The 25,458-nt window shown below is 68.2% G+C and carries 27 protein-coding genes; 15 read left to right on the top strand and 12 right to left on the bottom strand.

Annotated elements, in window-relative coordinates; genetic code table 11:
- Positions 1-54: 54 nt before the first annotated feature.
- Positions 55-618, bottom strand: a complete 564-nt coding sequence (locus ACEVFP_RS11960; RefSeq protein ID WP_374999690.1) for an O-methyltransferase — start codon at positions 616-618, stop codon at positions 55-57.
- A 682-nt stretch (positions 619-1,300) separates the two neighbouring features.
- Here ACEVFP_RS11960 and ACEVFP_RS11955 point away from each other — a divergent pair.
- The 3 genes from ACEVFP_RS11955 to ACEVFP_RS11945 all read left to right on the top strand — a co-directional run bounded on the left by ACEVFP_RS11955 (position 1,301) and on the right by ACEVFP_RS11945 (position 5,048).
- Positions 1,301-2,362 (top strand): 3-isopropylmalate dehydrogenase, encoded by a 1,062-nt coding sequence (locus ACEVFP_RS11955; RefSeq protein WP_374999689.1) that lies wholly within the window; start codon positions 1,301-1,303, stop codon positions 2,360-2,362.
- A gap of 45 nt (positions 2,363-2,407) precedes the next feature.
- The gene (locus ACEVFP_RS11950; RefSeq protein ID WP_374999688.1) at positions 2,408-3,502 is read left to right on the top strand and encodes a branched-chain amino acid aminotransferase; all 1,095 of its coding nucleotides are present in this window, start codon (positions 2,408-2,410) and stop codon (positions 3,500-3,502) included.
- A gap of 130 nt (positions 3,503-3,632) precedes the next feature.
- Positions 3,633-5,048: an aspartate ammonia-lyase gene (locus ACEVFP_RS11945; protein WP_374999687.1), complete on the top strand. Its 1,416-nt coding sequence runs from the start codon at positions 3,633-3,635 to the stop codon at positions 5,046-5,048.
- Between the two features lie 17 nt (positions 5,049-5,065).
- Here ACEVFP_RS11945 and ACEVFP_RS11940 read toward each other — a convergent pair whose 3' ends face one another.
- Positions 5,066-5,758, bottom strand: coding sequence for a hypothetical protein (locus ACEVFP_RS11940; RefSeq protein WP_374999686.1), 693 nt, complete (start codon positions 5,756-5,758; stop codon positions 5,066-5,068).
- A gap of 223 nt (positions 5,759-5,981) precedes the next feature.
- On the opposite strand from ACEVFP_RS11940, the gene cimA reads away from it, so the two are divergent.
- Genes cimA through ACEVFP_RS11925 form a run of 3 tightly spaced genes read left to right on the top strand, consistent with a single transcriptional unit; the run spans position 5,982 to position 9,240 of the window.
- Entirely contained in the window at positions 5,982-7,592 is a 1,611-nt protein-coding gene (gene cimA / locus ACEVFP_RS11935; RefSeq protein WP_375003823.1) for a citramalate synthase, read from the top strand.
- 11 nt (positions 7,593-7,603) lie between these two features.
- Positions 7,604-8,365 (top strand): hypothetical protein, encoded by a 762-nt coding sequence (locus ACEVFP_RS11930; RefSeq protein ID WP_374999685.1) that lies wholly within the window; start codon positions 7,604-7,606, stop codon positions 8,363-8,365.
- A 44-nt stretch (positions 8,366-8,409) separates the two neighbouring features.
- The gene (locus tag ACEVFP_RS11925) at positions 8,410-9,240 is read left to right on the top strand and encodes a hypothetical protein (protein WP_374999684.1); all 831 of its coding nucleotides are present in this window, start codon (positions 8,410-8,412) and stop codon (positions 9,238-9,240) included.
- Between the two features lie 33 nt (positions 9,241-9,273).
- Here ACEVFP_RS11925 and ACEVFP_RS11920 read toward each other — a convergent pair whose 3' ends face one another.
- The 4 genes from ACEVFP_RS11920 to ACEVFP_RS11905 form a co-directional block, all read right to left on the bottom strand.
- On the bottom strand, positions 9,274-9,705 hold the full coding sequence (locus tag ACEVFP_RS11920; protein ID WP_374999683.1) for a GNAT family N-acetyltransferase: 432 nt from the start codon (positions 9,703-9,705) through the stop codon (positions 9,274-9,276).
- Positions 9,706-9,714: 9 nt separating this feature from the next.
- Positions 9,715-10,725 (bottom strand): IS481 family transposase, encoded by a 1,011-nt coding sequence (locus ACEVFP_RS11915; RefSeq protein ID WP_374999682.1) that lies wholly within the window; start codon positions 10,723-10,725, stop codon positions 9,715-9,717.
- A 17-nt stretch (positions 10,726-10,742) separates the two neighbouring features.
- Entirely contained in the window at positions 10,743-11,861 is a 1,119-nt protein-coding gene (locus ACEVFP_RS11910) for a hypothetical protein (protein WP_374999681.1), read from the bottom strand.
- A gap of 191 nt (positions 11,862-12,052) precedes the next feature.
- The gene (locus tag ACEVFP_RS11905; RefSeq protein ID WP_374999680.1) at positions 12,053-12,991 is read right to left on the bottom strand and encodes a 3-methyladenine DNA glycosylase; all 939 of its coding nucleotides are present in this window, start codon (positions 12,989-12,991) and stop codon (positions 12,053-12,055) included.
- A 141-nt stretch (positions 12,992-13,132) separates the two neighbouring features.
- Between ACEVFP_RS11905 and ACEVFP_RS11900 the strand changes: the two genes are divergently transcribed.
- The 7 genes from ACEVFP_RS11900 to ACEVFP_RS11870 are packed head-to-tail and all read left to right on the top strand — an operon-like array spanning position 13,133 to position 18,652.
- Complete coding sequence (locus ACEVFP_RS11900) at positions 13,133-13,645, top strand: cupin domain-containing protein (protein ID WP_374999679.1); 513 nt, start codon at positions 13,133-13,135, stop codon at positions 13,643-13,645.
- Positions 13,646-13,705: 60 nt separating this feature from the next.
- Entirely contained in the window at positions 13,706-14,767 is a 1,062-nt protein-coding gene (locus tag ACEVFP_RS11895; protein ID WP_374999678.1) for an ABC transporter substrate-binding protein, read from the top strand.
- Position 14,768: 1 nt separating this feature from the next.
- Positions 14,769-15,566 (top strand): ABC transporter ATP-binding protein, encoded by a 798-nt coding sequence (locus tag ACEVFP_RS11890; RefSeq protein ID WP_374999677.1) that lies wholly within the window; start codon positions 14,769-14,771, stop codon positions 15,564-15,566.
- 16 nt (positions 15,567-15,582) lie between these two features.
- Positions 15,583-16,443, top strand: a complete 861-nt coding sequence (locus ACEVFP_RS11885) for an ABC transporter permease (RefSeq protein ID WP_374999676.1) — start codon at positions 15,583-15,585, stop codon at positions 16,441-16,443.
- 45 nt (positions 16,444-16,488) lie between these two features.
- Complete coding sequence (locus ACEVFP_RS11880; protein ID WP_374999675.1) at positions 16,489-17,064, top strand: MarR family winged helix-turn-helix transcriptional regulator; 576 nt, start codon at positions 16,489-16,491, stop codon at positions 17,062-17,064.
- Positions 17,064-17,846: an aspartate dehydrogenase domain-containing protein gene (locus ACEVFP_RS11875; protein WP_374999674.1), complete on the top strand. Its 783-nt coding sequence runs from the start codon at positions 17,064-17,066 to the stop codon at positions 17,844-17,846. The genes ACEVFP_RS11880 and ACEVFP_RS11875 overlap by 1 nt, the downstream gene beginning before the upstream one ends.
- Positions 17,846-18,652, top strand: a complete 807-nt coding sequence (locus ACEVFP_RS11870; RefSeq protein WP_374999673.1) for an alpha/beta fold hydrolase — start codon at positions 17,846-17,848, stop codon at positions 18,650-18,652. Before ACEVFP_RS11875 ends, ACEVFP_RS11870 begins: the two co-directional genes overlap by 1 nt.
- A 21-nt stretch (positions 18,653-18,673) precedes the next feature.
- Here the strand turns inward: ACEVFP_RS11870 and ACEVFP_RS11865 are convergent, their stop codons facing one another.
- From ACEVFP_RS11865 to ACEVFP_RS11850, 4 genes are read right to left on the bottom strand one after another with little or no spacing between them, the layout of a single operon-like run.
- Positions 18,674-19,051 carry a Fur family transcriptional regulator gene (locus ACEVFP_RS11865; protein WP_375003821.1) on the bottom strand — a complete coding sequence of 126 codons (378 nt, stop codon included), beginning with the start codon at positions 19,049-19,051 and terminating at the stop codon, positions 18,674-18,676.
- A 29-nt stretch (positions 19,052-19,080) separates the two neighbouring features.
- Positions 19,081-19,935, bottom strand: coding sequence for a metal ABC transporter permease (locus tag ACEVFP_RS11860; RefSeq protein ID WP_374999672.1), 855 nt, complete (start codon positions 19,933-19,935; stop codon positions 19,081-19,083).
- Complete coding sequence (locus tag ACEVFP_RS11855; RefSeq protein WP_374999671.1) at positions 19,932-20,693, bottom strand: metal ABC transporter ATP-binding protein; 762 nt, start codon at positions 20,691-20,693, stop codon at positions 19,932-19,934. The genes ACEVFP_RS11860 and ACEVFP_RS11855 overlap by 4 nt, the downstream gene beginning before the upstream one ends.
- Positions 20,694-20,703: 10 nt before the next feature.
- Positions 20,704-21,732, bottom strand: coding sequence for a metal ABC transporter solute-binding protein, Zn/Mn family (locus ACEVFP_RS11850; RefSeq protein WP_374999670.1), 1,029 nt, complete (start codon positions 21,730-21,732; stop codon positions 20,704-20,706).
- Positions 21,733-21,825: 93 nt separating this feature from the next.
- Between ACEVFP_RS11850 and ACEVFP_RS11845 the strand changes: the two genes are divergently transcribed.
- On the top strand, positions 21,826-22,395 hold the full coding sequence (locus tag ACEVFP_RS11845) for a hypothetical protein (RefSeq protein ID WP_374999669.1): 570 nt from the start codon (positions 21,826-21,828) through the stop codon (positions 22,393-22,395).
- A 20-nt stretch (positions 22,396-22,415) separates the two neighbouring features.
- Positions 22,416-23,564 (top strand): tRNA dihydrouridine synthase DusB, encoded by a 1,149-nt coding sequence (dusB, locus tag ACEVFP_RS11840; protein ID WP_374999668.1) that lies wholly within the window; start codon positions 22,416-22,418, stop codon positions 23,562-23,564.
- A gap of 14 nt (positions 23,565-23,578) precedes the next feature.
- Here the strand turns inward: dusB and ACEVFP_RS11835 are convergent, their stop codons facing one another.
- Together ACEVFP_RS11835 and ACEVFP_RS11830 are read right to left on the bottom strand one after the other, a co-directional pair.
- Positions 23,579-24,955, bottom strand: a complete 1,377-nt coding sequence (locus ACEVFP_RS11835) for a PH domain-containing protein (protein WP_374999667.1) — start codon at positions 24,953-24,955, stop codon at positions 23,579-23,581.
- Positions 24,942-25,442, bottom strand: a complete 501-nt coding sequence (locus ACEVFP_RS11830) for a PH domain-containing protein (RefSeq protein ID WP_374999666.1) — start codon at positions 25,440-25,442, stop codon at positions 24,942-24,944. Before ACEVFP_RS11830 ends, ACEVFP_RS11835 begins: the two co-directional genes overlap by 14 nt.
- Positions 25,443-25,458 lie beyond the last annotated feature (16 nt).

Here is a 25,458-nt window from a genome sequence, read left to right as displayed (position 1 = left end):
GACGACCGCGACCCGGAGGACACGCGGGCAGACGGTTCCTCATCCTCTGGGCGCTCAGCGCCGGGTGGCGATGAGCAGCGACGCGCCTTCGTCGATCATCATCTCCACAGCGGCGAAGCGCTCGTCGGTGAGCCAACGCTCGCGAACCCGGTCCACCTGACCGTCCACGATGGGCGGCCAGTGGGCGGAGGGCACGAAGTCATCGAGTACGGCGATCCCGCCGGGCTCCAGCAGATCAGCCAGGACGTCGATCTGCGCCATCACCTCCAGGACGTCGACGAACAGCAGCGAGAACGGAGCGTACTGCTCCAGGGTCGACCAGTCGCCGGAGACGATCTCCACGTTCTCGACATCGCTGAACAGTCGCTGCACGTCCTCGGCCAACGCCGGATCCAGCTCTGCGCTCACGATGCGGGCCTCCCGGGGTGCGCCGCTGGACAACCACGCCGAGCCGACGCCGGTTCCCGTGCCGAGCTCTGCCAGGGTGCCGGAGCGGGAGGCCGCCAAGGTGGCGAGGAGTCGGCCGGTCTCGTGGCGCGTCGACGTGATGAAGCCGCGCTGGCGGGAGAGGACGAGCGTGCTCGCGACGAGCTCGGGGACATCGGCGGGGGCGCTCACCGGACCAGTGTCCATCAGGGTTCGACGGGCGATGCCAACGCGTCTCATCGGCCGAGACACGCCGAGGAAAACCTGAGCGTCCACGGCCGTTCGATGTCATGCTGGTCGCATGCGGAAGCAGCTCGTAGTCATCGCTTGCCGCGGCAGGGCCTCATAGGGCCATTCCCTGCCGCGGAGTCTTGGCGTTGGCCCGACGTTCCGCCGCAGGGAACTGGATCTCACCCGATCCATCTCTGAATCTCTCGGTCGATCACCGGGCACGTGGCCCCGGCGGACGTCGGATCCACGCCGAACCCGCTGTGTCGTTGGCCGCCACCGGCCCGACACTCCGCCTGGACCGCCGGTGCGCCGGCGACACCCAAGACCGAGAGGAAAGAACCATGGAGAACACACCCTTCGAATGGGGCCCTGCTCACCTGCGCGACGACGCGACCGTCCTCGTGGTGGAGCCGGTCGACCGCCCCGACGACAACTGAGCAGGACCTCCTGCCGCCCACCCCCCAAGCACGCCCCCACTCGCTGCGCTCGCGGGAGGTACCCCCACGCTGCGCTCCGTGCAGGGAGGTGCCCCCAGCCCGGCACCCCCGCCGGTGCCCTCTGCCGCCCCCAGCCCGGCACCCCCGCCGGTGCCCTCTGCCGCCCACGGCCCGGCACCCCCGCCGGGCGTCCTAGGATCGAGCCCATGACCGCTTACTCCCTCGCCCTCGTCCCCGGCGACGGCATCGGACCCGAGGTGACCGAGCAGGCCCTCACCGTCCTGCGTGCCGTCGCCGCCGACCACGACATCTCCCTCGACACCACGGAGTACGACCTCGGTGCGCGTCGCTGGCACGCAACGGGCGAGACGCTCCCGGACTCGGTGCTGGAGGAGATCCGCGGTCACGACGCGATCCTGCTGGGCGCCGTCGGCGATCCGGGCGTTCCGTCCGGTGTCCTGGAGCGCGGCCTGCTGCTCACACTGCGCTTCGCCCTGGACCACTACGTCAACCTGCGGCCCTCCAAGCTGTTCCCCGGTGTCCCCACGCCGCTGTCGGAAGCGGTCACGAGCCAGGGGATCGACTTCGTCGTCGTCCGGGAGGGCACCGAGGGGCCCTACGTCGGCAACGGCGGCGCGATCCGCGTCGGCACACCTCAGGAGGTGGCCACCGAGGTCAGCCTCAACACCGCCTTCGGCGTCGAACGAGTGGTGCGCGACGCCTTCGCCCGCGCCCAGGCGCGGCCGCGCAAGAAGCTCACCCTCGTGCACAAGAACAACGTGCTCGTGCATGCCGGCCACCTGTGGAGCCGCACCGTCGATGCGGTGGCCGCTGAGTATCCCGAGGTCAGCGTCGACTACCTGCACGTCGACGCCGCCACCATCTTCCTGACCACCGACCCGTCGCGGTTCGACGTGATCGTCACCGACAACCTCTTCGGCGACATCCTCACCGACCTCGCCGCCGCCGTCACCGGTGGCATCGGTCTGGCCGCCAGCGGCAACGTCAACCCCGACCGCACGGCGCCGAGCATGTTCGAGCCCGTGCACGGCTCAGCCCCGGACATCGCCGGGCAGTCCAAGGCCGACCCGACCGCGGCGATCCTCTCCGGCGCCCTGTTGCTGGAGCACCTGGGTCACCCCGAGGCGGCAGCACGCATCACCGAGGCCGTCGAGACCGACATCGCCGAACGCACCACCACGCGCAGCACCGAGGAGGTGGGGGAGGCCATCGCGTCACGCGCGGCCGGGCAGGTACACAGGGTCTGATCCTCGCCCTGTGCCCGACCCGACCAAGGAAGTACCGTGACCCCCATGACCCCCCTGCCGTTCCAGAGCCGTCGCGAACCCCACCCGCACCCTCGGACAGACTCCGAGCGGGAGGCAGTCCTGGCCGACCCCGGGTTCGGCACCCATTTCACCGACCACATGTTCCTGACCGAGTGGACGCCGGACGCCGGGTGGCACGACGCCCGCGTCGTTCCCTACGGCCCGTTGTCGATGGACCCGGCCACCGCGGTCCTGCACTACGCCCAGGAGATCTTCGAGGGCCTGAAGGCCTACTCCCACGCCGACGGCTCGGTCTGGCTGTTCCGGCCCGAGGAGAATGCCGCTCGGATGCGTCGCTCCGCGTGGCGCCTGGCCCTGCCTGAGCTGCCGGAGGAGTGGTTCCTCGGCTCGATCCGCGACCTCGTCGAGGCCGACCGTGCCTGGGTGCCACACGGCGGTGAGACGAGCCTGTACCTTCGCCCGTTCATGTTCGCCTCGGAGGTCTTCCTCGGCGTGCGTCCGAGCCAGCACGTCACGTACAGCGTGATCGCCTCGCCGGCCGGGTCGTACTTCCCGGGCGGGGTCAAGCCGGTCTCGATCTGGTTGTCGACCGACTACGCGCGCGCCGGTGCCGGTGGAACGGGTGCGGCCAAGTGCGGCGGCAACTACGCCGCGAGCCTGCGCCCGCAGCAGGTGGCCATCGACAACGGTTGCGCCCAGGTTGCCTTCCTCGACGACGTCGAGCACCGCTGGATCGAGGAGCTCGGCGGCATGAACCTGTACTTCGTGCAGTCCGACGGATCCATCGTCACCCCGGAGCTGTCCGGCTCGATCCTGGAGGGCGTCACCCGTGACTCGATCCTGCAGATCGCTCGCGACCTCGGCCACGAGGTCGAGGAGCGTCGCGTCAGCATCGAGGAGTGGCGCGAGGGTGCGGCCGACGGGACGATCACGGAGGTCTTCGCCTGCGGCACCGCCGCCGTCGTGACACCGGTCGGTGCCCTGAAGTGGGACGGCGGACAGGCCGTGGCCGGTGACGGTGGTGCGGGCAAGGTGACGATGGAGATCCGTTCCTCGCTCGTGGACCTGCAGTACGGCCGCGCGGACGACCCCCACGGCTGGCTCACGCGCGTGGCCTGAGCCTGCGGGGCTCGGGCGCCGAGCCGTGGTTGGATGGATGTGACGGGAGTCACGTCTGGTGGTCTTCGGCGTTATCACTTCCAGGAGCACCACCCACCGCACTGCGCACGCACCGAGGAGAAGCCGCCGCATGAACGCCGCCGACCACCCCACCCGCACCGAGCACGACCTCATCGGAGATCGTGAGGTGCCTGCCGAGGTGTACTGGGGGATCCACACGCTGCGCGCGCAGGAGAACTTCCCGATCAGCGGCGTCACGATCGGTGCCAGCCCGTTCCTCGTGGAGTCCCTGGCCTGCGTCAAGCAGGCGGCCGCACGCACCAACCACCAGCTGGGGATGCTCGACGACGAGCGGTTCAACGCCATCGAGCAGGCCTGTGAGGAGATCCGCGCCGGCGACCTCCACGAGCAGTTCGTGGTCGACGTCATGCAGGGCGGTGCGGGAACGTCCACCAACATGAACGCCAACGAGGTGATCGCCAACCGGGCGCTGGAGATCCTCGGCCGGCCCCGTGGCGACTACGGCTACCTGCACCCCAACGAGCACGTCAACCTCAGCCAGTCCACCAACGACGTCTACCCGACCGCGATCAAGGTCGCGATCATCAAGTCCACGCACTCGTTGCTGGAGGCGATGCAGGTGCTCGAGTCCTCCTTCGCCAGCAAGGCCGAGGAGTTCCGCGGCGTGCTCAAGATGGGCCGCACGCAGCTGCAGGATGCCGTGCCGATGACGCTCGGCCAGGAGTTCGGGACCTATGCGGTCATGCTCGGGGAGGACCGCTCGCGGCTGAGCGAGTCCATCGCGATGCTGCACGAGATCAACCTGGGTGCCACCGCGATCGGCACACAGCTCAATGCACCGGTCGGCTACGTGCCGATCGCCTGCGAGCACCTGGCGCACCTCACGGGACTGCCGCTGGAGAGCGCCGTCGACCTCATCGAGGCGACGCAGGACTGCGGCTCCTTCGTGCAGCTCTCCGGCACGCTCAAGCGCGTCGCGGTGAAGACCGGGAAGATCTGCAACGACCTGCGGCTGCTGTCCTCAGGGCCCCGTGCCGGGCTCAACGAGATCAACCTGCCGGCCGTGCAGGCCGGCTCCAGCATCATGCCGGGCAAGGTGAACCCGGTGATCCCGGAGGTCGTCAACCAGGTGGCGTTCCAGGTGATCGGCATGGACGTGACGGTCACCATGGCCGCCGAGGGCGGTCAGCTGCAGCTCAACGCCTTCGAACCGGTGATCTGCTACTCGCTCTCGGTGGGCACCTACCGGCTGCGTGAGGCGATGCTCGTCCTGGCGCGTCGTTGCGTCGACGGCATCACGGCCAATGCGGAGCTGTTGCGGCTGGAGGTGGAGAACTCCATCGGCCTGGTGACCGCCCTCAACCCCTTCATCGGCTATGCGGCAGCCACGGAGGTGGCCAAGGAGGCCCTGGCCACGGGGCGCGGGGTCGCCGAGCTGGTGCTGGAGCGCGACCTCCTGCCGCCGGAGAAGCTGGCAGCGATCCTGCAGCCGGAGGTGCTGGCGAACCTGGCACCGCGTCCCTGAGGCACCCTCAGCGAGGCTCAGGCGAACAACGTCGTGACGGGGTCCGCCTCGAGGGTGACGGCGAGGACGCCCGCCTCGGCGTCGTGCTCGATCGTCAGCGGCAGCGCCGGCACGGTGGGGGTCTGCTCGGCCTGCGGGTCGCCGAGGCCGTGTGCGATGTCGCGCAGCGTGACCGATGCCGGGCCGACCGGATCGTTCTCGGGCCACTCGGCGATGAGCCGATGTGCAAGACCGGCCACGACGGCGCCCGTGGCGGCACGGCCGGCGGCCTCGACGCCGGTGATGCGGACCTCGGGAAGTCCGAACTGCACCAGTCCGTCGGTCTGCAGCACACCGTCGAGGACAGCACCGGCATCGAGCACGTACCACTGCGTCGCGTGCGCGAGTGAGACCTCGTCGGAGGACATCTGCAGGATCCGCGGCACCGTGAGGTCGATGACCAGGCCCTCGTGCTGCTCCGCGAGGCGCAGGACCTCGATGCGGGTGGTGCGGGCATGCTCCGCGGCCTGCGCGAGAGGCACACGGCCGTGCACGACGTGCTGGTGATGCAGATCTTCCATCTGCTCGATCGCACCTTCGGGCGTTCCGTGGTGGCGCAGGAGGGCCGCGTGCGGCAGGGGCAGGGTGTCGTCCTGGCCGAGGGAGGTGGGTGTGAGGACGACGTACATCGCCTCACACGTCCGGGGCGCGGGCACGGGTCTGGTGCTCATAGGCGGCTCAGTCTAGAATGGGCGCCGTGCAGCACCTGAGCATCATCATTGACAGGCGCGCCGGGCTCGGGAACGACCACTGAACAGACCCCCCCGCCCGACGCGCTGCCTCCCATGACCTGGGGGGCTTTTTTGTTGGGTCCCCAATCCTCGACGACACTGCAGCACCAACGACAAGGACGAACCCGTGATCACCGACGACTTCCACGTCTACGACACGACGATGCGCGACGGCGCCCAGCAGGAGGGGCTCAACCTCTCCGTGCAGGACAAGCTGCACATCGCCCGGCACCTCGACGAGCTCGGTGTCGGTTTCATCGAGGGTGGGTGGCCAGGCTCCAATCCCAAGGACACCGAGTTCTTCGCCCTCGCGGCCAAGGAGCTGGAGCTTCGCAACGCTCGGCTCGCAGCCTTCGGTGCCACCCGGCGGGCCGGTGCCGTGGCGGCTGACGACCCGCTCGTCGCGGCGCTGCGGGAGTCCGGCGCATCCGTGGTGACACTGGTGGCCAAGAGCCACGACCGGCACGTCGAGCTGGCGCTGCGCACGACGGTCGAGGAGAACCTGGCCATGGTGCGAGACACCGTGCAGCACCTGCGCTCCGAGGGCCAGCGGGTCTTCGTCGACCTGGAGCACTTCTTCAACGGCTACCTCGACAACCGCGACTACGCGCTGGAGGTCGTGCGCGCCGCCGACGAGGCGGGCGCTGACGTCGCCGTGCTGTGCGACACCAACGGCGGCATGCTGCCCCACCAGGTCAGCGAGATCGTGGCCGACGTGCTGGAGTCCACGGGGGCGCGGCTGGGCATCCACGCCCACAACGACACCGGGTGCGCCGTCGCCAACTCGATGGCGGCCGTCCTCGCGGGGGCGACGCACCTGCAGGGCTGCATCAACGGCTACGGCGAGCGCACGGGCAATGCCGACCTCGTGACGTCGATCGCCAACCTGGAGCTCAAGCTGGACCGGCCGGTGCTGCCGGAGGGGGCGCTGGCCGACGCCACACGCATCGCCCACGCCGTCGCCGAGATCACCAACTACCCGCCCTCGGCCCGCCAGCCGTACACGGGCGTCTCGTCCTTCGCCCACAAGGCGGGGCTGCACGCGAGCGCGATCCGGGTGGACCCGGACCTCTACCAGCACATCGACCCCGCGCTGGTGGGCAACGACATGCGGCTGCTGGTCTCGGAGATGGCCGGGCGCGCCACGATCGAGCTCAAGGGTCGAGAGCTCGGCTACGACCTCGCCTCCGACGCCGAACGGCTGGCCCGGGTGACCGATCGCGTCAAGGCGATGGAGCAGCAGGGCTACACGTTCGAGGCCGCGGACGCCTCCTTCGAGCTGCTGCTGGCCGAGGAGATGGAGGAGTCCAGGCCGGCGTTCTTCGAGATCGAGTCCTGGCGGGTGCTGGCAGAGTCCGGCCCTCCCCCGAGCCCTGCGCTTCGCTTCGAGCAGGGAGGTGCCTCCAGGTCGGTGGGTGCTGATGCGCCGACGGCGGAGGCCACCGTCAAGCTGCGCGCGGCCGGTCAGCGTCTCGCCGTCATCGGTGAGGGCAACGGCCCGGTGAACGCGCTCGACCACGCTCTGCGCCAGGCCATCGAGCAGGTCTACCCCGATGTCACACGGTTCCACCTCATCGACTTCCGGGTTCGGATCCTCGACCAGGGGCATGGCACGGACGCCGTGACCCGGGTGCTCATCGAAACCACGGACGGTAAGGACGTGTGGGTCACGGTCGGGGTGGGGGCCAACATCATCGAAGCCTCCTGGGAGGCGCTCGTGGATGCCTTCACCTACGGGTTGCGTCGTCATGCCGTGGTTCCTGAGCAGGTGTGAGGTCCTCGGGCATGTCTCGCCGACGGCTCCTGACCATGGTCGTGGCGCCGACGCTGGTCATCGGCTTGGTGATCGGCACACTCATGCTCGTCGACGCGGCGAACCGCCGCGAGCAGGTGAGGGTCGCCGACGCGGCGGCCGCTGAGTACACCGAGGCGCTGCAGGCCTTTCGCAAGGAGGTCGCCGCCGGTGTCGAGACGGCTGACTTCGAGGACGCGGTCGCGGTGGGTGACTTCGTGGCGCAGGCCGCCCAGGACCTGCCCGAGCTCGCTGCCGTGGACGGCCATGGGGCGCGAGCGTCGGACGCCTACCGGTTCGCCGAGTCAGTGCGAGCGCAGATGCGAGAGAGCCTCGATGACCTCCAGGAGAAGGTGGAGGGTGCGCGGCGGGCCCAGTCGTTCGTCGCAGCGGCCGAGCAAGCGCTGGCCGTCGACCCTCGCTCCTTCCTGTCCTCGACGACCCTGTCCGATGGTGGCCCGGTGCGTGCACAGGTGCTGCCGCCGTTGAGGAACGCCCTCGCCGGGGTGGAGGACCTCGACGTCCCTGAGGGGGCCGACGAGGCGCACCAGGAGGTGGCCGACGCCATCCGGTTCGTCATCGGTGAGGCCGAGACGCTCGCCGCGGAGCTCGACGCCGGCCGGGGTTACCAGTTCGAGTTCGGAATCCGCTACGGCGAGGCGCGCTCGGAGCTGGCCCGGTACTCCGCGACCTCGGAGGCGTCGCTGCGTGAGGCGTTCGACCGGGTGGTCGGCGAGCCAGCCGCCACGGCCTGAAGGCACCCCAGGACGGGACAAGTGCCCTGTGAGAGGCTGCCGCCATGTCTCGTGGACGGATCCTCCTTCTCATCGTGGCCCCGACGATCGTTGCTGTCACCATCGTGGCCGTGGTGGTCGTGTTGCTCATGCAGGCGGCTGACCGCCGCGAGCAGGTCGAGAGGGCCGATGCGGCCGCAGCCGGGTACACCCAGGCTGTGGAGGACTTCAAGCAGACCGTCGAGTCACAGGCGGAATCCGCCGACTTCGGTGATGCGCAGTCCGTGGGTGCCGCCGTGACGCAGGCGTCCGAGGACCTGCCCGAGCTCCCCGACGCGACCGAGCACGGCATCGAGAACTCAGCCGCCTACCGGGATGCCGCGGCGCTGGAGGAGAAGACCGCGCAGGACCTGCAGGCCTTCCAGGAGGTGGTGGAGACCACCGCCCAGGCAGAGGAGTTCGTCGCACAGGCGGAGAAGATCATGCAGGAGGACCCGTTCGACTACCTGGACTCCGGGTCCTTCACCAGCGGTGCGCCGATCCGACGGGACGCACTGCCGCCCATGCAGAAGGCGTTGTCCGAGGCGGAGGCCCTCGAGGCCCCCGAGTCGCCCGAGTCCGCCGAGGAGGCCCGCAAGCTGTTGGTCGAGGCCACTCGACGAGTGGTTCGAGGGGTCAAGAAGGCAGCCTCGGAGCTGGACGCCGGACGCGGCTACAAGCTGCGCTACGACTACGGGAGGGCTCCGTTGGCGGTGAGGCTGGTCTCCGGTCAGGCCCAGTCGGAGCTGCGTGAGGCCTTCGACCGGCTGGTCGCCGACGAGCCCGACCCCCAGGACCCCGACGCCGAGCCCGATACCGAGGACACCGACACCGAGGATGCCGGCACCGGAGTCTGACCGTCACCTGGTCGGCGGGGACGGGCCGGTGGCTCAGGACGCAGGTCGGATCATCGGCACATGCTCGATGCCGGCCTCCTGGTAGTTCGCGCCGTCACGCACGAAACCGAAGCCGGCGTACCAGTGGTGCAGGTAGGCCTGTGCGCCCAGGCGGATCTCCTCGTGCCCCCACCGTTCGAGCACGGCACGCACGAGTCGGCTGGACTGACCGTGGCCGCGTGCGTCGACACGGGTGGCCACCCGACCGACCTTGCGCACGCCGGAGTCGGTGAACGTGCGCAGGTAGCTCGTGATGCCCTGCTCGTCGGCGAGCCAGAGGTGTGAGCACGTGGGGAGCAGGTCGATGCCGTCGACGTCGGGCTCGTCGCACTGCTGCTCCACGGCGAAGACGGCGTCGCGGATGCGCCAGATGTCGTAGACCTCGCGCGCGGTCAGGGCGTCCCCTGCACGTTCGATCAGGTTCACGTGGGCAGGCTAGCTGTATGAGGCCATGACGTTGTTGACGCGTGTCGGTGCTGCAGAGGCAGGCGGTTGCGCGTCGTGAGCGCCGTGGGGACGGTGATAGTTGTAGTGCCGGTTCCACGTTTCCAGCGCGGCAGCGCGTTCTGCTTCCGAGCGCCAGATGCGCGCGTAGAGGAACTCTTCAGCGAGGATCCGGTTGTAGCGCTCGACTTTGCCGTTGTGTCGAGGCGTGTATGGCGTGATGCGCTGGTGTCGGCTGGTCCCGACCGCTTCGCGGAAGGCAGCAGATCGGTAGCAGGAACCGTTGTCAGTCACGACGCGCTCGATCCGGGTGATGCCGTGCTTAGCGAACCAGGCTCTGGCCCGCCCGAAGAACGCGACGGCAGTGACGGCCCTCTCATCCGGTAACGCTTCTGTGTAAGCGAGTCGGGTGTGTCCGTCGATGGCGGAATGCAGGTAGATGTACCCGGTCCTGGCACCGCGGGTCTTCGTGCGGGCGACAGCCTTGGCCTTCTCGCTGCCTTTGCCGTGCACACGCCACCCGCCGCCGTCGGGGATGCGCCCGACCTTCTTCACGTCCAGATGCACCATGTGGCCGGGACGTTTGGCGTTGATCCTTTGCGGCTCCCGGTTCGTCTCGCCGTTCGGGTCGATAAACTTCCGTCGATTCAGGCCCAGCTGTGCGAGGAGCCGGGTGATGGTGCGACGGCTCACCGGTGTTCCTGCCTGCTCGAGCTCGAACGCAATACGGGACGCCGACCATTTGTGTTCCCGCCGCATCGACTCGATCTGCTGCACGAGGCAGCCAGGCGTTGCAGATGGCTGTCGGGCCGGAGAAGATGAGCGGTCCAGTAGGCCGGTCTTCCCGAATCGCTTGTATCTGTTGACCCATTTCGAGGCGGTTGCGCGGGAGATCCCCATCTCGGCGGCCACGTGGGAGATAGGGCGGGTGCGGCAGCGTTCGATCAGGCGGCGTCGGCCTTCGGGTGAGAGGGGAGCGTTGGCATGCGTAGGCGAGGTCATGGCTGCTCTCAGCGATCTCAGATCAGCTCCATCACCGGGCCTTCATGCACGGCCTCGTAGATCACGTTGCGGATCACGTTGGCCTCTTCCGAGGTCAGGGTGCGGTCGATGGGGCGCAGCATGATCCGGATCAGGAGATTGACTTGTCTTTCCAGAGTGCCGAGCCTAGAGCGCGCGGCCTCGGGTAGTCCCTCGTGGGGTGTGCGGCTGAGAATCTCGAGAGACTCGATGACGTCGGCGTTATCTCCGAGGGCGACGCGGATGCGGTCACCAAGCGTCTCCTCGTCCTCTTGTGCATCCACGACGACTGAAATGTCGCGCCGGGCCGCAGGCAGAAGTGAAACGTGCTGCCATGGATCCAGGGTGAGCATCTGGGTTGCTATGCGCGGGTCTTCTGCCCGGAGATAGCGGATGTCAGGGATGCCCTTGCGCAGCATGAGTGCACGTTCAAGGCCCATACCGAGAGCCAGGCCGGACCATCGCTCGGGGTCGAGGCCCGATCCGCGCAGCACCTCGGGATGGATGCGGCCGCACTCGGCGAGCTCAAGCCATTCGTCGTCGTGGAGCACGTCGATCTGCCTACCACCGACGGTGTATGGGTGCGCCACGTCTGTTGTTCTCCACTGCGCATCCGGAAGGACTGCCTCGACCAAGTGGCCGATCATCGTGAGCATGTCCTCGTCATCGGTATCCGGAGTGCTACGGATGCGCCACAAGTCCACCTGGTGGGGTTCCCCCACGTGGGTGCGATCGACGGCGTCGCGACGGTAGACGAGGCCGGGCACCACGAGTAACTCATCCACCTCGGACATCCCCGCATAGTCCTCAAGGACGCGCGGGAGTTCGGCACTCATATGACTGCGAAGCATCACTGCAGGGCTGATGTAACGGGTGTACCGGCGAGCCCGAGTAACATCATCCGGGTCGTAACCGAGGCGGTCGTAGTTGTCCCGAACAGGAACGACCGGCGAGCTGCGCACATACCGGAGGGAGCTGTCCCACTCGGGCTGCAAACGGTCGATGACCGATTGCAGCAATGTCAGGATGGCGTGAGGCCCCTGGTCGGGATCGGTGAGGTCGCGCACGTTGAGAGCGCGATAGAGCTGGTCGGAAGTCAGATAGTCGGCGTGCGACATGCGAAGGTCTCCAAGAAGATGGCAGGTAGGTGAAGGACGAGAAAATTCCCCCGGCCGTACCTGCGGAGACCTACTGCGCTACGACTGCGCGTCGAAGACCCCGCGGCCATATCCCGGCCGGGGGTCTTGAAATCGCTGCTGCATCCGCATGACACCAGTGTAGCTGCGCGACCAGCCACCCGCGAGAAACGTCAACAACCTCCTGGCCAGCAACAGCTAGCGGACTCCGGGGCGAACGACAGCAGCCGCTCGCAGTCCTCCAGCAGGTGCTGGCGCAACGGCGCGGCGCGTTCGGTGAAGCGGCGCTGGCGACGGACGTACTCGGCCTTGCCCGCGGCGGTCTCGACCGGGATCGGGTCCAGGCCGAGGGAGGTGAGGTCGTAGGGCGAGGCGGCCATGTCGGTGCGCCGGACCTCGATGGCGAGCTCGAAGGTGTCGAGCACGACGGTCGCCTCGATGAACGGCAGCATCCTGAAGGCCAGGCGGTACAGGTCCATCGTGGCGTGCAGGCAGCCAGGCTGCTCCCGCTCGAGCTGGTGGTCGCGGGTGAGCACCTCGGAGTTCAGGGGGCGTGCGGCCGGGGTGAAGAACCGGAAGGCGTCGACGTGCGTGCAGGCCAGCTGGTGGGAGTCGACGACGTCAGCCGTGCCGTCCGCGCCCAGGCGCAGGTCGAGCTGAGGGTGGCGGACGTCGTCGGTGCGGTAGACCATGGCCCACTCGTGCAGGCCGAAGCAGCCGAACGTGGGGTCGCGCTCGGTGGTGCGGGCCAGCAGGTCGCGGGTCCAGCGCAGTCCGGGCAGGCGGCGCTCCAGCCGTGCCGGGTCGACCGTCGCGGCACCGTCGACGGTGACGTAGGCGCCGAGGCTCTCGTACTCCGGCGCGTCGGCGAGCGCCACTCCCAGACCGGGGTGCCAGCGTTCGAGCTGGCCGGGGGAGAGGTTGTAGTACTCAAAGAGGAAGTCGTCGACGGGATGCTTCTCGCGACGCCGGGCGCGTGCCAGATGCGGCTGTGTCCAGATGTGGGCTCGTTCTCGGTGGTGCTCGGCCAGGCATCGCCAGTCATCGGCGGGCAGGACCGTCAACCGATGGGAGCTCCGCCTCCTCGGGGCCGCCACTGGTGACTCGGGCATCTGGGCCATCTTCGCACGGCCCATGCGCATGGGCCTGAATACCGGTAGCGCAGCATCTCAGATCTCGGACGTGTCGTTGACCCAGCTCAATCGCAGAGTGTCTTATTGCTAAGTAACTTAGTGCTAAGAGATTGGATGTGTATGAGCCCCGCGACGACCACCGACCTGGAAGCAGCAATCGACGCATCGATCGCCAGTCGGGAGACACGGAACGAAGATTGGGACACGCTCGCCTTCCAGACCAAGATGGGTGACAGGTTCAAGCGCGCCCAAGTCCGCTACATCGGATCAGGTGCCACGGGTCACCACGAGGGAGACTCGACGATCCTGCCAGCAGAGCACTTCACGTTCTCCAACATGATTCTTCCGGCAGGTTGTGTCGGTCCTGAGCACACGCACCCGGACGTCGAGGAGGTCTTCTTCGTCCTTGAGGGGGCCGTGGAGTTCAGCATCCACGACGTCGAGGACGGCACCAGGAAGGCGAGCAGAGTACTGGGTTATCGAGACCTCATTCGTGTTCCTGCCGGTGTTCCACGGAGCCTGCGAACCGTCAGCGAAGACGATGCGATCATCTGCGTGATCATCGGGTCGAAGAAGCCCGAGCTGCCGACGTATCCGGAGACGTCGGAGATGCACGGCGTGACGCGGAACTGAAGTGCAGATGCTCCGTCCCCTGGTTGACCGAACCCACCCCTGCTGCGAGGAAGTGCACTGATGCTGACCAACAGAACCTGGCGTCATGGAAGCCGATTGATCGGGGGACTCGCCGTCACTCTGGTGCTGGTCGCCGGATGTGGGGGCGCTTCCGGACCAGAGACGGACGCCGAGGGGAGGGAGAAGGTCACGGTCAGGACGGACGTGTACTTCAACGGTGCGGCGCTCCCGTTGATTGCCGGCGTCGAGCAGGGCATCTTCGAAGACCATGGTCTGAATGTCGAGCTCAATGAGGGTAAGGAGTCGGCGACCACCATCCAGACCGTCGGCAACGGCTCTGACGACATCGGGTACGTCGATGCGGGGACCCTCGTCCAGTCCGTGGCGCAAGGCATCGACGTCAAGATGGTCGCCGGCCTGGTTCAGGAGTCTCCATTGGCGCTCTATGCCATGGAGGACTCCGGTATCCGGGAGCCGGCCGACCTCGAGGGTAGGACGGCCGGGTACACGCCCGGCTCGGCTGCTGAACGGATCTTTCCGGCGTACGCGCAGGCGGCGGGGATCGACGAGCGCTCCGTTCAGTTCAGGAACGTCGACATTCCGACGCGAACTGAACTGTTCATGGCGGGGCAGACGGACTTCACGTTCGGATTGCTCAACGTGAGCGGCCCGAACATCTCCGACAAGTGTGACTGCGAGCCAACCGTCCTCCCCTACAGCGACGTGGGGATCCACATGCTCAGCTCGGGCATCGTCGCGAGCACTGACTTTGCCGAGGACCGCCCAGAGACACTGGAGAAGTTCCTTGCCGCACTCGGTGAAGCGGTCGAAGAGGTCAACGAGGACCCTGATGCGGCAGTCCGTTCCTTCGAGCAGTTCGCCGAGGGGAGCACCGTCGACGCGTCCATCGTCGCCAAGCAGTGGGAGGTCTCGATGGAGCTCCACCAGACGGACGCCTCCGAAGGCGACGCCTTCGGATGCATGGCTCGTGAGGACTGGGAGTCGACCATCGAGCTGATGGAACGGTACGGAGACGTGCCTGAGGGGGTGGTTGCGGTGGAGGACATCAGCAGCAACGCCTTCAACCCTCAAGCATGTTCCGACGAGCTCGGCGGTGCGTGACATGTCCTCGGCGGTCGAGACCCGAACGTTCATCGAGTTCAAGGACCTCGAGAAGTCCTTCACCACGAGGGGCGGCACCGTCACCGCGATCGAGTCACTGTCCCTCTCCGTTCAGGAGGGTGAGTTCCTCGCGGTGGTCGGTCCCAGCGGTTGTGGCAAGAGCACGCTGCTGATGGCACTGGCAGGTCTGACCACGCCCACGTCCGGTGAAGTCGTCGTCGGCGGTGAGCGAGTCGACGGCCCCATGACGCAGGCTGGAGTGGTCTTCCAGAGCGCCGAACTGTTGAGCTGGCGCACCGCCTTGGAGAACGTGCTGCTACAGGCGGAGGTCCGCAAACTCGATCTCCCCGAGAATCGCCCTCGTGCGCAGCAGCTCCTTGAGGACGTCGGTCTCCGCGGGTTCGAGAATCACTACCCGGACGAGCTCTCCGGTGGCATGCAGCAACGAGTAGCCCTGTGTCGGGCGCTACTGCACGACCCGAGCATGATCCTGATGGACGAGCCTCTGGGTGCGCTTGATGCCATCACCAGGGACCAGGTACAGGGCGACCTGCAGAATCTCTGGATGAAGTCCCGATGCACGGTCCTGTTGATCACACACAGCATCGAGGAGGCGGTCTTTCTCGCTGACCGCGTGATCGTCCTGAGCCCTCGGCCGGCAACGATCGCCGCGGACATCACCATTGATCTGCCTCGTCCGCGCCACGTGGCGGACCGCGGTACTCCTGAGTTCACCAACCTGGTGAACGAGATCCGGCACGAATTCTCACGATTGGGTGTGTTTGAGCAAGATGAGTGAAAGCAGTGCCGGGACCATGATGCGTTCAGTTGAGGAGCAGGGCCTGGAACAGGTGGCCGGGCCAGAGGAACCGACAGGTGGCGGAGTGGGACGCCTGTGGGCGGCCCTGTCGCAGTGGGCGCCGAGCGCGCTGCTGCTCCTCGGGCTCGTCGTCCTCTGGGAAGTGGCGACACGTCTCGGTCTGGTCGAGGAGTACGTGCTTCCGGCTCCCTCAGTCATCGTGGGTTCGATGATCGGCGACTTCGCCATGTACTGGCAGGCATCGATGCCCACGCTCTGGGCGATCAGCCTCGGATTCGTGCTGTCCGTCGTGGTTGCCCTTCCGATCGCCATCGGGATGGTCTACAGCGGAGTGCTGGAACGCGCGTTGTATCCGTTGCTGATCCTCTCGCAGGTCATTCCCAAGGTGGCCATCGCTCCGCTCTTCATCATCTGGTTCGGCTTCGGCGACCCTCCGAAGATCCTCATGGTCGTGCTGATCAGCTTCTTTCCCCTCGTGATCGATGCGGTGGTGGGGTTCCAGGCGGCTCGTCCCGAGAGCTTGATGCTGGTCCGGTCGATGGGCGCGACGCGGTGGCAGGCCTTCTGGAAGATCCGCCTGCCGTGGGCCCTTCCGAGCATCTTCGCGGGAGCCAAGGTCGCCATCACCTTGGCGGTCGTGGGAGCCGTGGTCGCCGAGTTTGTCGGCGCGGACAACGGGCTCGGTGTGCTGATCACCCAGGCGCGGGGCAACCTCGACACCGTCACGGTGTTCGCCGGGATCGGCTACCTGTCGGTCATAGGCCTGGTCCTGTTCGCCCTGATAGGCCTGCTCGAGAGGGTTCTGGTCAAAGGGGGACGAAGCGGTCGCCGTTTCGAAGCCGCTGGGGGACTCTGACGTGATGGACTCATGGGATGTTTCAACAGGTCAGGAGGGCCTTCGGTGACGCGGCACCCGGACGAGCAGGAGATCGGTGGGCAGGTCGACCGGATCGTCAGCGACTGGCGGCGCGAGCGACCAGAGCTCATGTCGCTGCGGCCGATGGCGATCTTCGGTCGACTGTCGCGTATCGGTGCTCGACAGCGGACGATCTTCAACTCCCGTCACGAGGCCGCGGGACTGTCACTCGGTTCGTTCGACGTACTGGCCAACCTGCGACGATCTGGGCCGCCGCACGAGAAGACACCAGGAGATCTCGCAGAGTCCTCGATGCTCAGCAGCGGTGGCATCACACTCAGGCTCGATCGTATGGAAGCTGACGGGCTGATCGACCGAACCCGGTCAGAGCACGATCGTCGAGTCGTTCACGCCTCCCTGTCCGCGCGGGGCCGGGAGGTCATCGACGCCGTCTACGGTCAGCACGTCGCTGCCCAGGCGGCGTTGCTGGCCGATCTCACGGAGGAAGAGCTCGAGGACCTGGAACGACTTCTGCGCAAGGTCGAGGTCTCCATCGAGAAGAATGCGGACCGTGCCCGTGATCTCCCGGTGACCGATGGCTCGCTCGAGGAGCAGCCGTAGTGCAACCAACTCGGATCGCCGTGCTGGGTGCTGGAGAGATCGGGTCCCGAGTAGTGTCCGGGCTAGCGGCCCAGCACGTTCGTGGGGCTGTCCTGGGTGGCGTGGTCTCTCGGAGTCCAACGGCCCCTCGGCAACACTGGATGAGTCTCACTGAGGCGCTGCGCTGTTGCGACATCGTCGTGGAGTGCGCTGGACAGCAGGCGCTGGTTGACCACGGCGTGCAGATCGTCAGCTCGGGACGGCACCTGGTGGTGACGTCGGTCGGTGCGTTGGTTGCCCCGGCCGTTCGCCGTGGGTTGGATGCAGGGCCGGGAAGGTGGGTGGTGACCAGCGGTGCGATCGGCGGGGTCGACATTCTGAGCGCCGCCAGCCGTCAGGGGCAGTTCGACAGCGTCACGCTGACCACCACCAAGCTCCCGAGCGCTCTGCGACAGACGTGGATGAGTGCCCGGGAGGTGTCCGAGCTCATGGACTGCTCCGAACAGATGGAGATCTTCCGCGGGACGGTACAGGAGGCGGCCCGGAGGTTTCCCGCGTCGATGAACGTCGCGGCGACGGTGGCGATGGCGTCGCGATGCGACGACGTTCAGGTGAGGATCTGTGCTGATCCTCAGGCTGAGCGCACTCGTCACAAGATCCGGGCTCGCCACCCGCTGGGACGCTTCGACATCGAGGTGGGCAACCTGCCTTCGCTTTCACGGCCGAGCACGAGTGCGGTGGTTGCCTACGGAGTGCTTCGCACCCTGCAGAACCTGGTTGATCCCACAGGTGAGGTGATCTGATGTCGTCGGCGCCGTGTCCTCCACGGATCTGGAGCCTGCCGGGAGGAGTGAGGGTCTCCTCGCGCGGATCAGGTCCTCCGACGCTGCTTCTGCACGGCATTGGTGGGGGTGCCCGCACCTTCAGCTCATTGGCCGAGCTCATTGCGCAGGACGGGTACGCGGTCCATGCCTGGGATGCCCCGGGGTACGGGGGGTCGTCCGACCCGCTGCACAAGGACATCGACCATGTCGCAGCGGTTGTGGAGGTGGTGGAGACACTCGACGCCGGGCCGGTTCACATCCTGGGTACCTCCTGGGGGGCGACGCTGGCCATCAGAGTGGCTTTCCTCCGCCCCGACCTCGTGACCAGTCTCGTGCTGGTCGACGGCACTCGCGGCTCCGCCGTGACAGCGCTGCGTCGCCGACGAATGCTCGAGAGGATCCCGGAACTGGCTGAGTTGGGTGGCGCTGAGTTCGCGCGTCGACGGTCGTCGCGGCTGGTCTCGCCCCGAAGCAGCGCCGCCACACTGGACGCCGTTCGCGCGACGATGGCAGAGGTGAGGTTGTCCGGCTACGCGGCAGCGGCTCACATGATGGCGGCCACGGACGTGAGCGACGATCTTGCCCACCTTGCCGCTGCGACGCTCGTCCTGGTGGGAGAGGACGACATCGTCACCGGGGTGGATGAGTCGAGACTCATAGCCGACGGCATACCCGGTGCTGAGTTCGGGATCATACGTCAGGCAGGGCACTCTGCCGTGGTCGAACAACCTGCGGCCGTGTGGGCCCGTACACGACAGTTCTGGCAACAACAGCTCGCTGGATAGCTCGAGCCCCGAGGACCGACATCAGGAGCTGCAGCTGCGGCAGCTGCCGAAGATCTCCAGGGTGTGCGCGACGTCGGTGAAGCCGTGCTCGTCGGCCACGTGGTCCGCCCAACGCTCGACGGTGGGCCCCTCGACCTCGATCGTGCGCCCGCACTGCCGGCACACCAGGTGGTGGTGATGTCCTGCGCTGCACCGCCGGTAGAGCACCTCGCCGTCGTCGCTGCGCAGCGCATCGACCTCGGCCGCATCCACGAGGGCCTGCAGGTTGCGGTAGACCGTGGAGAGGCCGACCTTCTCGCCGCGGTGCAGCAGCTTGTCGTGGATCTCCTGGGCGCTCACGAACGCCTCGAGATCGTCCAGGATGCTCCGGACGGCCCGGCGCTGCCGGGTGTTGCGCATGACTTCGACCACAGCTCCTCCTCAGGCCCTCAGGCCGAGGGTACCTGCCGTCGACGACGCAGCCACGGTGCTGTCGGGAGGTGGGCCGTCGCGAGCCGTGTGAGTGCGGTCGCAGCGAACACGCCCAGGGCCAGCATCACGATCGTCGGACCCGGCTGGACGTCGCTCTCGTAGCTGACCACCACACCGCCGACGGCGGTGAGCAGACCGATGAGCATCGCCAGGAGATGGGTGGCACGAAAGCTGCGGGCCAGCTGCTGGGCGGCCGCCACGGGCACGACCATCAGGGCGGAGACCAGCAGGAGCCCGACGGTGCGCATCGCGACCGTGATGGTGACCGCGGCGAGGACGGCCACGAGCAGCCCGTAGAGACGGACGGGCACCCCACTGACGCGGGCGTGCTCCTCGTCCTGGCACACCGCGAAGAGCTGTGGGCCGAGCAGGAGCGAGGTGCTGACGACGATGACGCCGAGGACCGCGACGACCCAGACCTCGCTGCGGTCGACGGTGGTGATGGCGCCGAACAGGTACTGGTTCAGGACCGCAGCGCCTTCGCCGGAGAGGTTCACGAGCAGCACACCACCGGCGATCCCGCCGTAGAAGAGCATCGCGAGGGCGAGATCGGCGCTCGTGCGGGTGAAGGCCCGCAGCACCTCGATGAGCGCTGCGCCCAGCGCCGCGACGACGAGGGCGGTCAGGACCGGGGCCGTGCCCGTGAGCAGGCCGAGCGCGACGCCGGTGAGCGCGACGTGGCCGAGTCCGTCGCCCAGCAGTGCGAGACGGCGCTGCACCAGGTAGGTGCCGATGGCGGGTGCGGCGAGTCCGGTGAAGACGGCCGCGACGAGGGCGAGCCGCATGAACTCATAGCCGAGGAGGTCGGTCACGGCCAGACCCCCTCGCCAGGCAGCGGCTCCAGCCGGTCCGGCTCACCGGAGTGCAGGTGGGTGTGCTCGTGGTCCCCTTCGCCCACGGCGGCAGGGTCGCCGTCGTGCGTGATACTGCCGTCCGTCATGACGACGGCACGGTCCAGCAGCGGTCTCATGGGGCCGAGCTCGTGGGCGACGAGCAGCACGGCCGTCCCGGCGCCGGCGAGGTCGCTGAGCAGCCCGGCGAGCACCTCGGTGTTCTCCCGGTCGACGCCTGCCGTCGGCTCGTCCATGATCATCAGCTCCGGTGCCCCGGCCAGGGCACGGGCGATGTGCACACGCTGCTGCTGGCCCCCGGACAGCTCGATGAGCGGTGCCTTGGCCTTGGGGCCGAGCCCGACGACGTCGATCGCCTCGGCCACGGCGGCACGGTCGGCAGCACGGGGGAGTCCGGCCAGCCTGCGACGCGAGAGCCGTCCGCTCGCGACGACCTCGGTCACGGTGGCCGGAACTCCGGTGACGGTGGCCGCGCGTTGCGGGACGTAGCCCAGGCGGGAGCGGTCGCGGAAGTGCTGCAGAGGCGTGTCGAACAGCTTGATCGAGCCGGTGAACGGCACGAGCCCGACGGCGCTGCGCACGAGGGTCGACTTGCCGGACCCGTTGGCGCCCAGCAGGGCGACGAACTCTCCGCGCGCGACGTCGAGGCAGACGTCGCGCAGCACGGGACGTCCACCCAGCTCGACGTCGAGCTGGGTGATGGAAAGTGCGGTGGTCACCAGGAGGGGCTCACGAACAGCCGTTGGCCTGCGTGATGGCCTGGAGGTTCTGACGCATGATTGAAAGATAGTCCTCGTCGGCGGTCTCCTCGTCGAGGCCCTCCAGCGGGTCCAGCACGGCCGTCTCGACGCCGGCCTCGCGGGCCACGGTGTCGGCGACGGCCGAGCTGACCAGGCGCTCGGTGAAGACGGTGCTGATGCCCTCCGAATCCACGAGGTCGGCGAGCTTGGCCAGCTGGGCGGCCGTCGGCTCGTTGCTGGGGTCGATCCCGGCGATCGGCACCTGGTGCAGGTCGTAGGAGCGAGCGAGGTAGCCGAAGGCAGCGTGGCTGACGACGATGTCGCGGGTCTCGCACGTGGCCAGGCCCTCCGACAGGTCGGCATCCAGCTCGCGCAGCTCGGCGACGAGGGCATCGGCGTTGGCGGAGTAGGCCTCGGCGTTGTCCGGGTCGGCAGCACTCATGGCCTGCTCGGCGTTGCGCGTCAGCGTGACCATGTTGAGCGGGTCGAGCCAGATGTGCGGGTCGCCGGGACCGTGGTCGTGACCCTCGTGGCCGTCCTCGTGGCCGTGGTCCTCGTCGCCGTGGTCGTGGTCCTCGTGGCTGTCCTCGTCCTCGTGGCCGTGGTCCTCGTGGCTGTCCTCGTCCTCGTCCTCGTGGCCGTGGTCCTCGTCGGCGCCGTCGTCCTCGATGAGGTCCACACCGGCCGTGGAGTCGACGGTGGTGTCCTCGTCGCGGTCGGCCTGTTCGACGGCCTCGTCGACGGCCGTCTGGAAGCCAGACTGGTACAGGAGGACGTCAGCATCCTGCACGGCAGCGACCTGCTTGGGCGCGAGCTCGAGGTCGTGGGCATCGACGCCCGGCTTGCTGAGGACCTCGACGTCGGCGTCCTCTCCGCCGACGCGCTCCGCGACGAAGGCGACCGGGTAGAAGGAGGCGACCACCGTGAGGCGGTCGTCGTCATCGGCTCCTGCTCCGCAGGCGACGAGTGCTGGGCTCAGGGTGATCGCCGCGACGGCGGGCAGGAGAAGACGTCTCATGGGAACGATTCTCAACCCTCCTGGGAACCACAGTCAAATCGATTGAGTGCGTTCTGCTTTGCGATGGCACTGCGGTGAGCGAGAATCACCCACGTGAAGGCTGTCCTGGCGACCGCCGCCCTGGCTTGCATGATGCTGGCCGGCTGCGGCGGGTCCGATGAATCCGAACCCGAGACGTCCGCCCCTGCCGATTTCGAGGCACCGGAAGGTGTGGAGCTCACGGCGGGCGGGACGACGCTGGAGCTCGGTGAGTCCGGGACCGTCGTGCTGGACCTCGGCGGGGGTGCGGCCAGTGCCGCGACGGTCGAGGTCACCAAGGCCACCAAGGGCAAGATCAAGGACTTCCGGTTCTTCTCCCTGGACGCCGAGACCAAGAAGTCCACCCCGTACTACGTGCGAGCCACGGTCACCAACGAGGGTCCGGCCGGGCTGGGAGGGGTCTCGCTGCCGCTTCTCGCGCACACCGACGCCGACACGGTCTACCCGGCCAGCGAGCTGGTCGGTGAGTTCAAGCCGTGCCCGGACGCGACCACCCCCAAGTCCTTCCTGGCCGGCAAGTCGGCCACGGTGTGCCTGATCTACTTCGTGCCCGAGGGCGAGAAGCTGCAGACGCTCGACCTGCAACCGGGAGAGCCGTCCGATGCGATTCGCTGGACGCCGTAACACTGGTCCACCATGGAGGGATGACGACCGCCACGATCGCTCCCGAGGTCGCGGCCTTGCGCCTGGGGCCGTTGACGCTCGACGTGCCGGTGGTGCTCGCCCCCATGGCGGGGGTCACGAATGTCGCCTTCCGGCAGCTGTGCGCCGAGCAGGGGGCTGGCCTCTACGTGTGCGAGATGATCACGTCGCGCGGGCTCGTCGAGGGCGACAGCACGAGCCTGTCGATGCTGAGCTTCGCGCCGGCCGAGCGGGTCCGCTCGGTGCAGCTGTACGGCATCGACCCGCAGACCATCGGACGTGCTGTACGGATCCTGTGCGAGGAGCACGGGGTCGATCACGTCGACCTGAACTTCGGCTGCCCGGTGCCCAAGATCACCCGCAAGGGCGGCGGTGCGGCGTTGCCGTGGAAGTCCGGCCTGCTCGAGCAGATCCTCGAGCAGGCGGTGGCCGGCGCCGACGGGTTCGACGTCCCGGTGACGATGAAGACGCGCAAGGGGATCGACGACGACCACCTGACCTTCCTCGACGCGGGCCGTATCGCCCAGGAGGCCGGATGCGCTGCCATCGCGTTGCACGGCCGCACAGCCGCACAGCACTACTCCGGCCGGGCGGACTGGGAGTCCATCGCCGAGCTCAAGGAGGCCGTGGACATCCCGGTGCTCGGCAACGGTGACATCTGGGAGGCCGACGACGCCGTCGCGATGATGGAGTCCACCGGCTGCGACGGCGTCGTGGTGGGGCGCGGGTGTCTCGGCCGGCCCTGGTTGTTCGCGGACCTGGCCGGTGTGTTCAACGGGGCGCATGAACGGCGACTGCCGCTGCTCGGTGAGGTCGCGTCCGTCATGCGGCGGCACGCCGAGCTGCTCGGTGAGTGGCTCGGCGAGGAGCGGGGCTGCACGGAGTTTCGCAAGCACGTGGCCTGGTACCTCAAGGGATTCAGTGCGGGATCGAGGGTCCGCTCCAGGCTGGGGACGATCTCGTCGTTGGCGCAGCTGGACGCCCTGCTCGCCGAGCTCGACCCGGACGAGCCGTTCCCCGAGCGTGAGCTGGGCACGCCTCGCGGGCGACAGGGGAGTCCACGCAAGGTGGCGTTGCCCGACCGTTGGCTGGACTCGCGCGGCGTCGCCACGTTGGACGCTGCGGCCGAGGACGACACCAGCGGCGGCTAGGTGTGCGCCGTGCCTCAGCTGCCGGTTGCCGAGCGGGCCAGGCGGGCGCGTTCCACCTGGTGCAGGGCGACGTCGCGCGCGGTCTCGGCATCGAGGTGACGTCCGTCGGCGTCAACCGGGCCGTTCGGGGTGTGGACCTCCACCGTCGCCACGGCGAGTCGGCGCTGCCACGGTCCCTGACGGATCTCCACCGACTGCGTCTTGTGGTGCGGCACCACGTTGGTGCGTCGCTGGAACCAGCCTTCCACGCCGATGAACGACGCCGAGTCGGCTCCCACCCACCGCCAGCGCCACACCAGCGGCGCGACAGGCCAGGAGCGGCGCGGGGGAGCGATGCGGTTCACCGTGTCGGGGCGGCTGTGCAGGACGTGCTCGAGGAGCGTCAGGACGACGTGACGATCCGCGATCGGCACGAGGGTGGAGGTGACCTCCCCGGACTCGTCGCTGGTCTCGTTGCCGTAGCCGGCGACGTCGACCCGCAGCCGGGCCCACCCGAGCCGACGCCACACCAGGGGCTCCTCCACCGCAAGCCCCTGCACCCGCTCCCAGGGAACGGTCTGTGAGGTGCGTGACAGCAGTCCACGCTCGATGCGCAGTCCGCGCTCGCCCTCCGAGAGGGTGGAGTCCCACTGGGCGGCGACGCGGTTGGCGACGATGCGGACCAGCACCGTGGCGAAGGGGATGAGGCCACCGACGGCCGCCAGCGGGACATCGGTGAACAGGAGGATGACCAGGAACGCCAGCCCGCCGAGCAGCGCGACGGCGAAGTCCAGGCTCACCAGGGTCCCGAGCAGGAGGCGGACGGGGGAGACCTGGCTCAGGACCTGCCGCGGCCCCGCGGTCATGAGGTCCTCTGGCTCTCCAGCCGGGGTCTGTGCGGGAGCGCCGGTCCCGTGGGCGCGGTCCAGCAGGATGCGGCGCAGCGACTCGGCATCGGTGAGTCGCAGGTAGCGCAGTGAGGTGCGTGAGTCCGCGCCGCCAGCGGTCTCCATGCGCAGCTCGCTGAGCCCGACGATGCGGGCCAGCAGCGGCTGCGCGATGTCGACGGACTGCAATCGTTCGTAGGGGACGCGACGGGAGGACTTCCAGAGCACTCCGGAGTCGACGCGCAGCTCGGCGCCGTCGATGACATAGGTCGTGAAGTACCACGAGATGTAGCCGATCGCGGTTCCGACGACGAACCCGCCCACCGCGATCCCCACCGGGATCGCGAGGAGGAGCCACCACGGGAGGTCCGGCAGGTTGCCGCCCTGGACGAAGGAGAAGACCACGGCGGCTGCTGCCGGGAGGGAGAAGAGCAGTCCGGTGGTGAGGGCGGTCAGCGGGTGCGTGCGCAGGCCGGCCGCATCGGCGGGGGTGCCGGGTTGGGAGCCGCGCTCAGACTCCTGCACCGTGCGCCTCCCCGACCTCGGTGAGGCTGTTGCGTAGGCGCCGCGCTTCCTCGGCGGGGACTCCCGGGATGTCGGCGGCCGTCTCGGTGCTCGCGGTGTGCAGCGTCACGGTGGCGATGCCGAGCCGGCGAGCGATCGGTCCGGCGGACACGTCGACGAACTGCATCCGGCCGTAGGGGACGGCGACGAGACGCTTGAACATGACGCCGCGGGTCACGAGCAGGTCGTCCTCGGCCTCGGCGTAGCCCCAGCTGCGCTGGTTGCGGCCCGCCCACACCCAGGTGAGCACCGCAGCCGTCAGCAGGGCGAGGGCGCCGACGGCGAACACGGCGCGCAGCCAGGCGGGCAGCGGGGTGGCGGCGCCGACGCTCAGGGCGAGCGCGGGCAGCAGGAGGCAGGGCAGGGCCACGAGGCGCCGGGCGGTCGCGAGGGCGGGGGAGACCGGCGCCCACGTCTCGCTGACGGGCCGGAAGACGTCAACAGTCACACCGTGAGCCTACGGT

Source organism: Aeromicrobium sp. CTD01-1L150 (assembly GCF_041951745.1).
GTDB lineage: Bacteria > Actinomycetota > Actinomycetes > Propionibacteriales > Nocardioidaceae > Aeromicrobium.
Note: the sequence above shows the minus strand (reverse complement) of the source record. Positions and strands in the feature narration are given on the sequence as shown.

Bases quoted from the DNA above. Each gene is read 5' to 3' on its own strand.
- ACEVFP_RS11915 (WP_374999682.1), bottom strand. From the start codon at position 10,725: ATGACCTCGCCTACGCATGCCAACGCTCCCCTCTCACCCGAAGGCCGA.
- dusB (WP_374999668.1), top strand. From the start codon at position 22,416: ATGACGACCGCCACGATCGCTCCCGAGGTCGCGGCCTTGCGCCTGGGG.
- ACEVFP_RS11885 (WP_374999676.1), top strand. From the start codon at position 15,583: ATGATGCGTTCAGTTGAGGAGCAGGGCCTGGAACAGGTGGCCGGGCCA.
- ACEVFP_RS11910 (WP_374999681.1), bottom strand. From the start codon at position 11,861: ATGTCGCACGCCGACTATCTGACTTCCGACCAGCTCTATCGCGCTCTC.
- ACEVFP_RS11870 (WP_374999673.1), top strand. From the start codon at position 17,846: ATGTCGTCGGCGCCGTGTCCTCCACGGATCTGGAGCCTGCCGGGAGGA.
- ACEVFP_RS11930 (WP_374999685.1), top strand. From the start codon at position 7,604: ATGTCTCGCCGACGGCTCCTGACCATGGTCGTGGCGCCGACGCTGGTC.
- ACEVFP_RS11865 (WP_375003821.1), bottom strand. From the start codon at position 19,051: ATGCGCAACACCCGGCAGCGCCGGGCCGTCCGGAGCATCCTGGACGAT.
- ACEVFP_RS11950 (WP_374999688.1), top strand. From the start codon at position 2,408: ATGACCCCCCTGCCGTTCCAGAGCCGTCGCGAACCCCACCCGCACCCT.
- ACEVFP_RS11890 (WP_374999677.1), top strand. From the start codon at position 14,769: ATGTCCTCGGCGGTCGAGACCCGAACGTTCATCGAGTTCAAGGACCTC.
- ACEVFP_RS11925 (WP_374999684.1), top strand. From the start codon at position 8,410: ATGTCTCGTGGACGGATCCTCCTTCTCATCGTGGCCCCGACGATCGTT.
- cimA (WP_375003823.1), top strand. From the start codon at position 5,982: ATGCGCGACGGCGCCCAGCAGGAGGGGCTCAACCTCTCCGTGCAGGAC.
- ACEVFP_RS11940 (WP_374999686.1), bottom strand. From the start codon at position 5,758: ATGAGCACCAGACCCGTGCCCGCGCCCCGGACGTGTGAGGCGATGTAC.
- ACEVFP_RS11895 (WP_374999678.1), top strand. From the start codon at position 13,706: ATGCTGACCAACAGAACCTGGCGTCATGGAAGCCGATTGATCGGGGGA.
- ACEVFP_RS11900 (WP_374999679.1), top strand. From the start codon at position 13,133: ATGAGCCCCGCGACGACCACCGACCTGGAAGCAGCAATCGACGCATCG.
- ACEVFP_RS11850 (WP_374999670.1), bottom strand. From the start codon at position 21,732: ATGAGACGTCTTCTCCTGCCCGCCGTCGCGGCGATCACCCTGAGCCCA.
- ACEVFP_RS11905 (WP_374999680.1), bottom strand. From the start codon at position 12,991: ATGCCCGAGTCACCAGTGGCGGCCCCGAGGAGGCGGAGCTCCCATCGG.
- ACEVFP_RS11945 (WP_374999687.1), top strand. From the start codon at position 3,633: ATGAACGCCGCCGACCACCCCACCCGCACCGAGCACGACCTCATCGGA.
- ACEVFP_RS11955 (WP_374999689.1), top strand. From the start codon at position 1,301: ATGACCGCTTACTCCCTCGCCCTCGTCCCCGGCGACGGCATCGGACCC.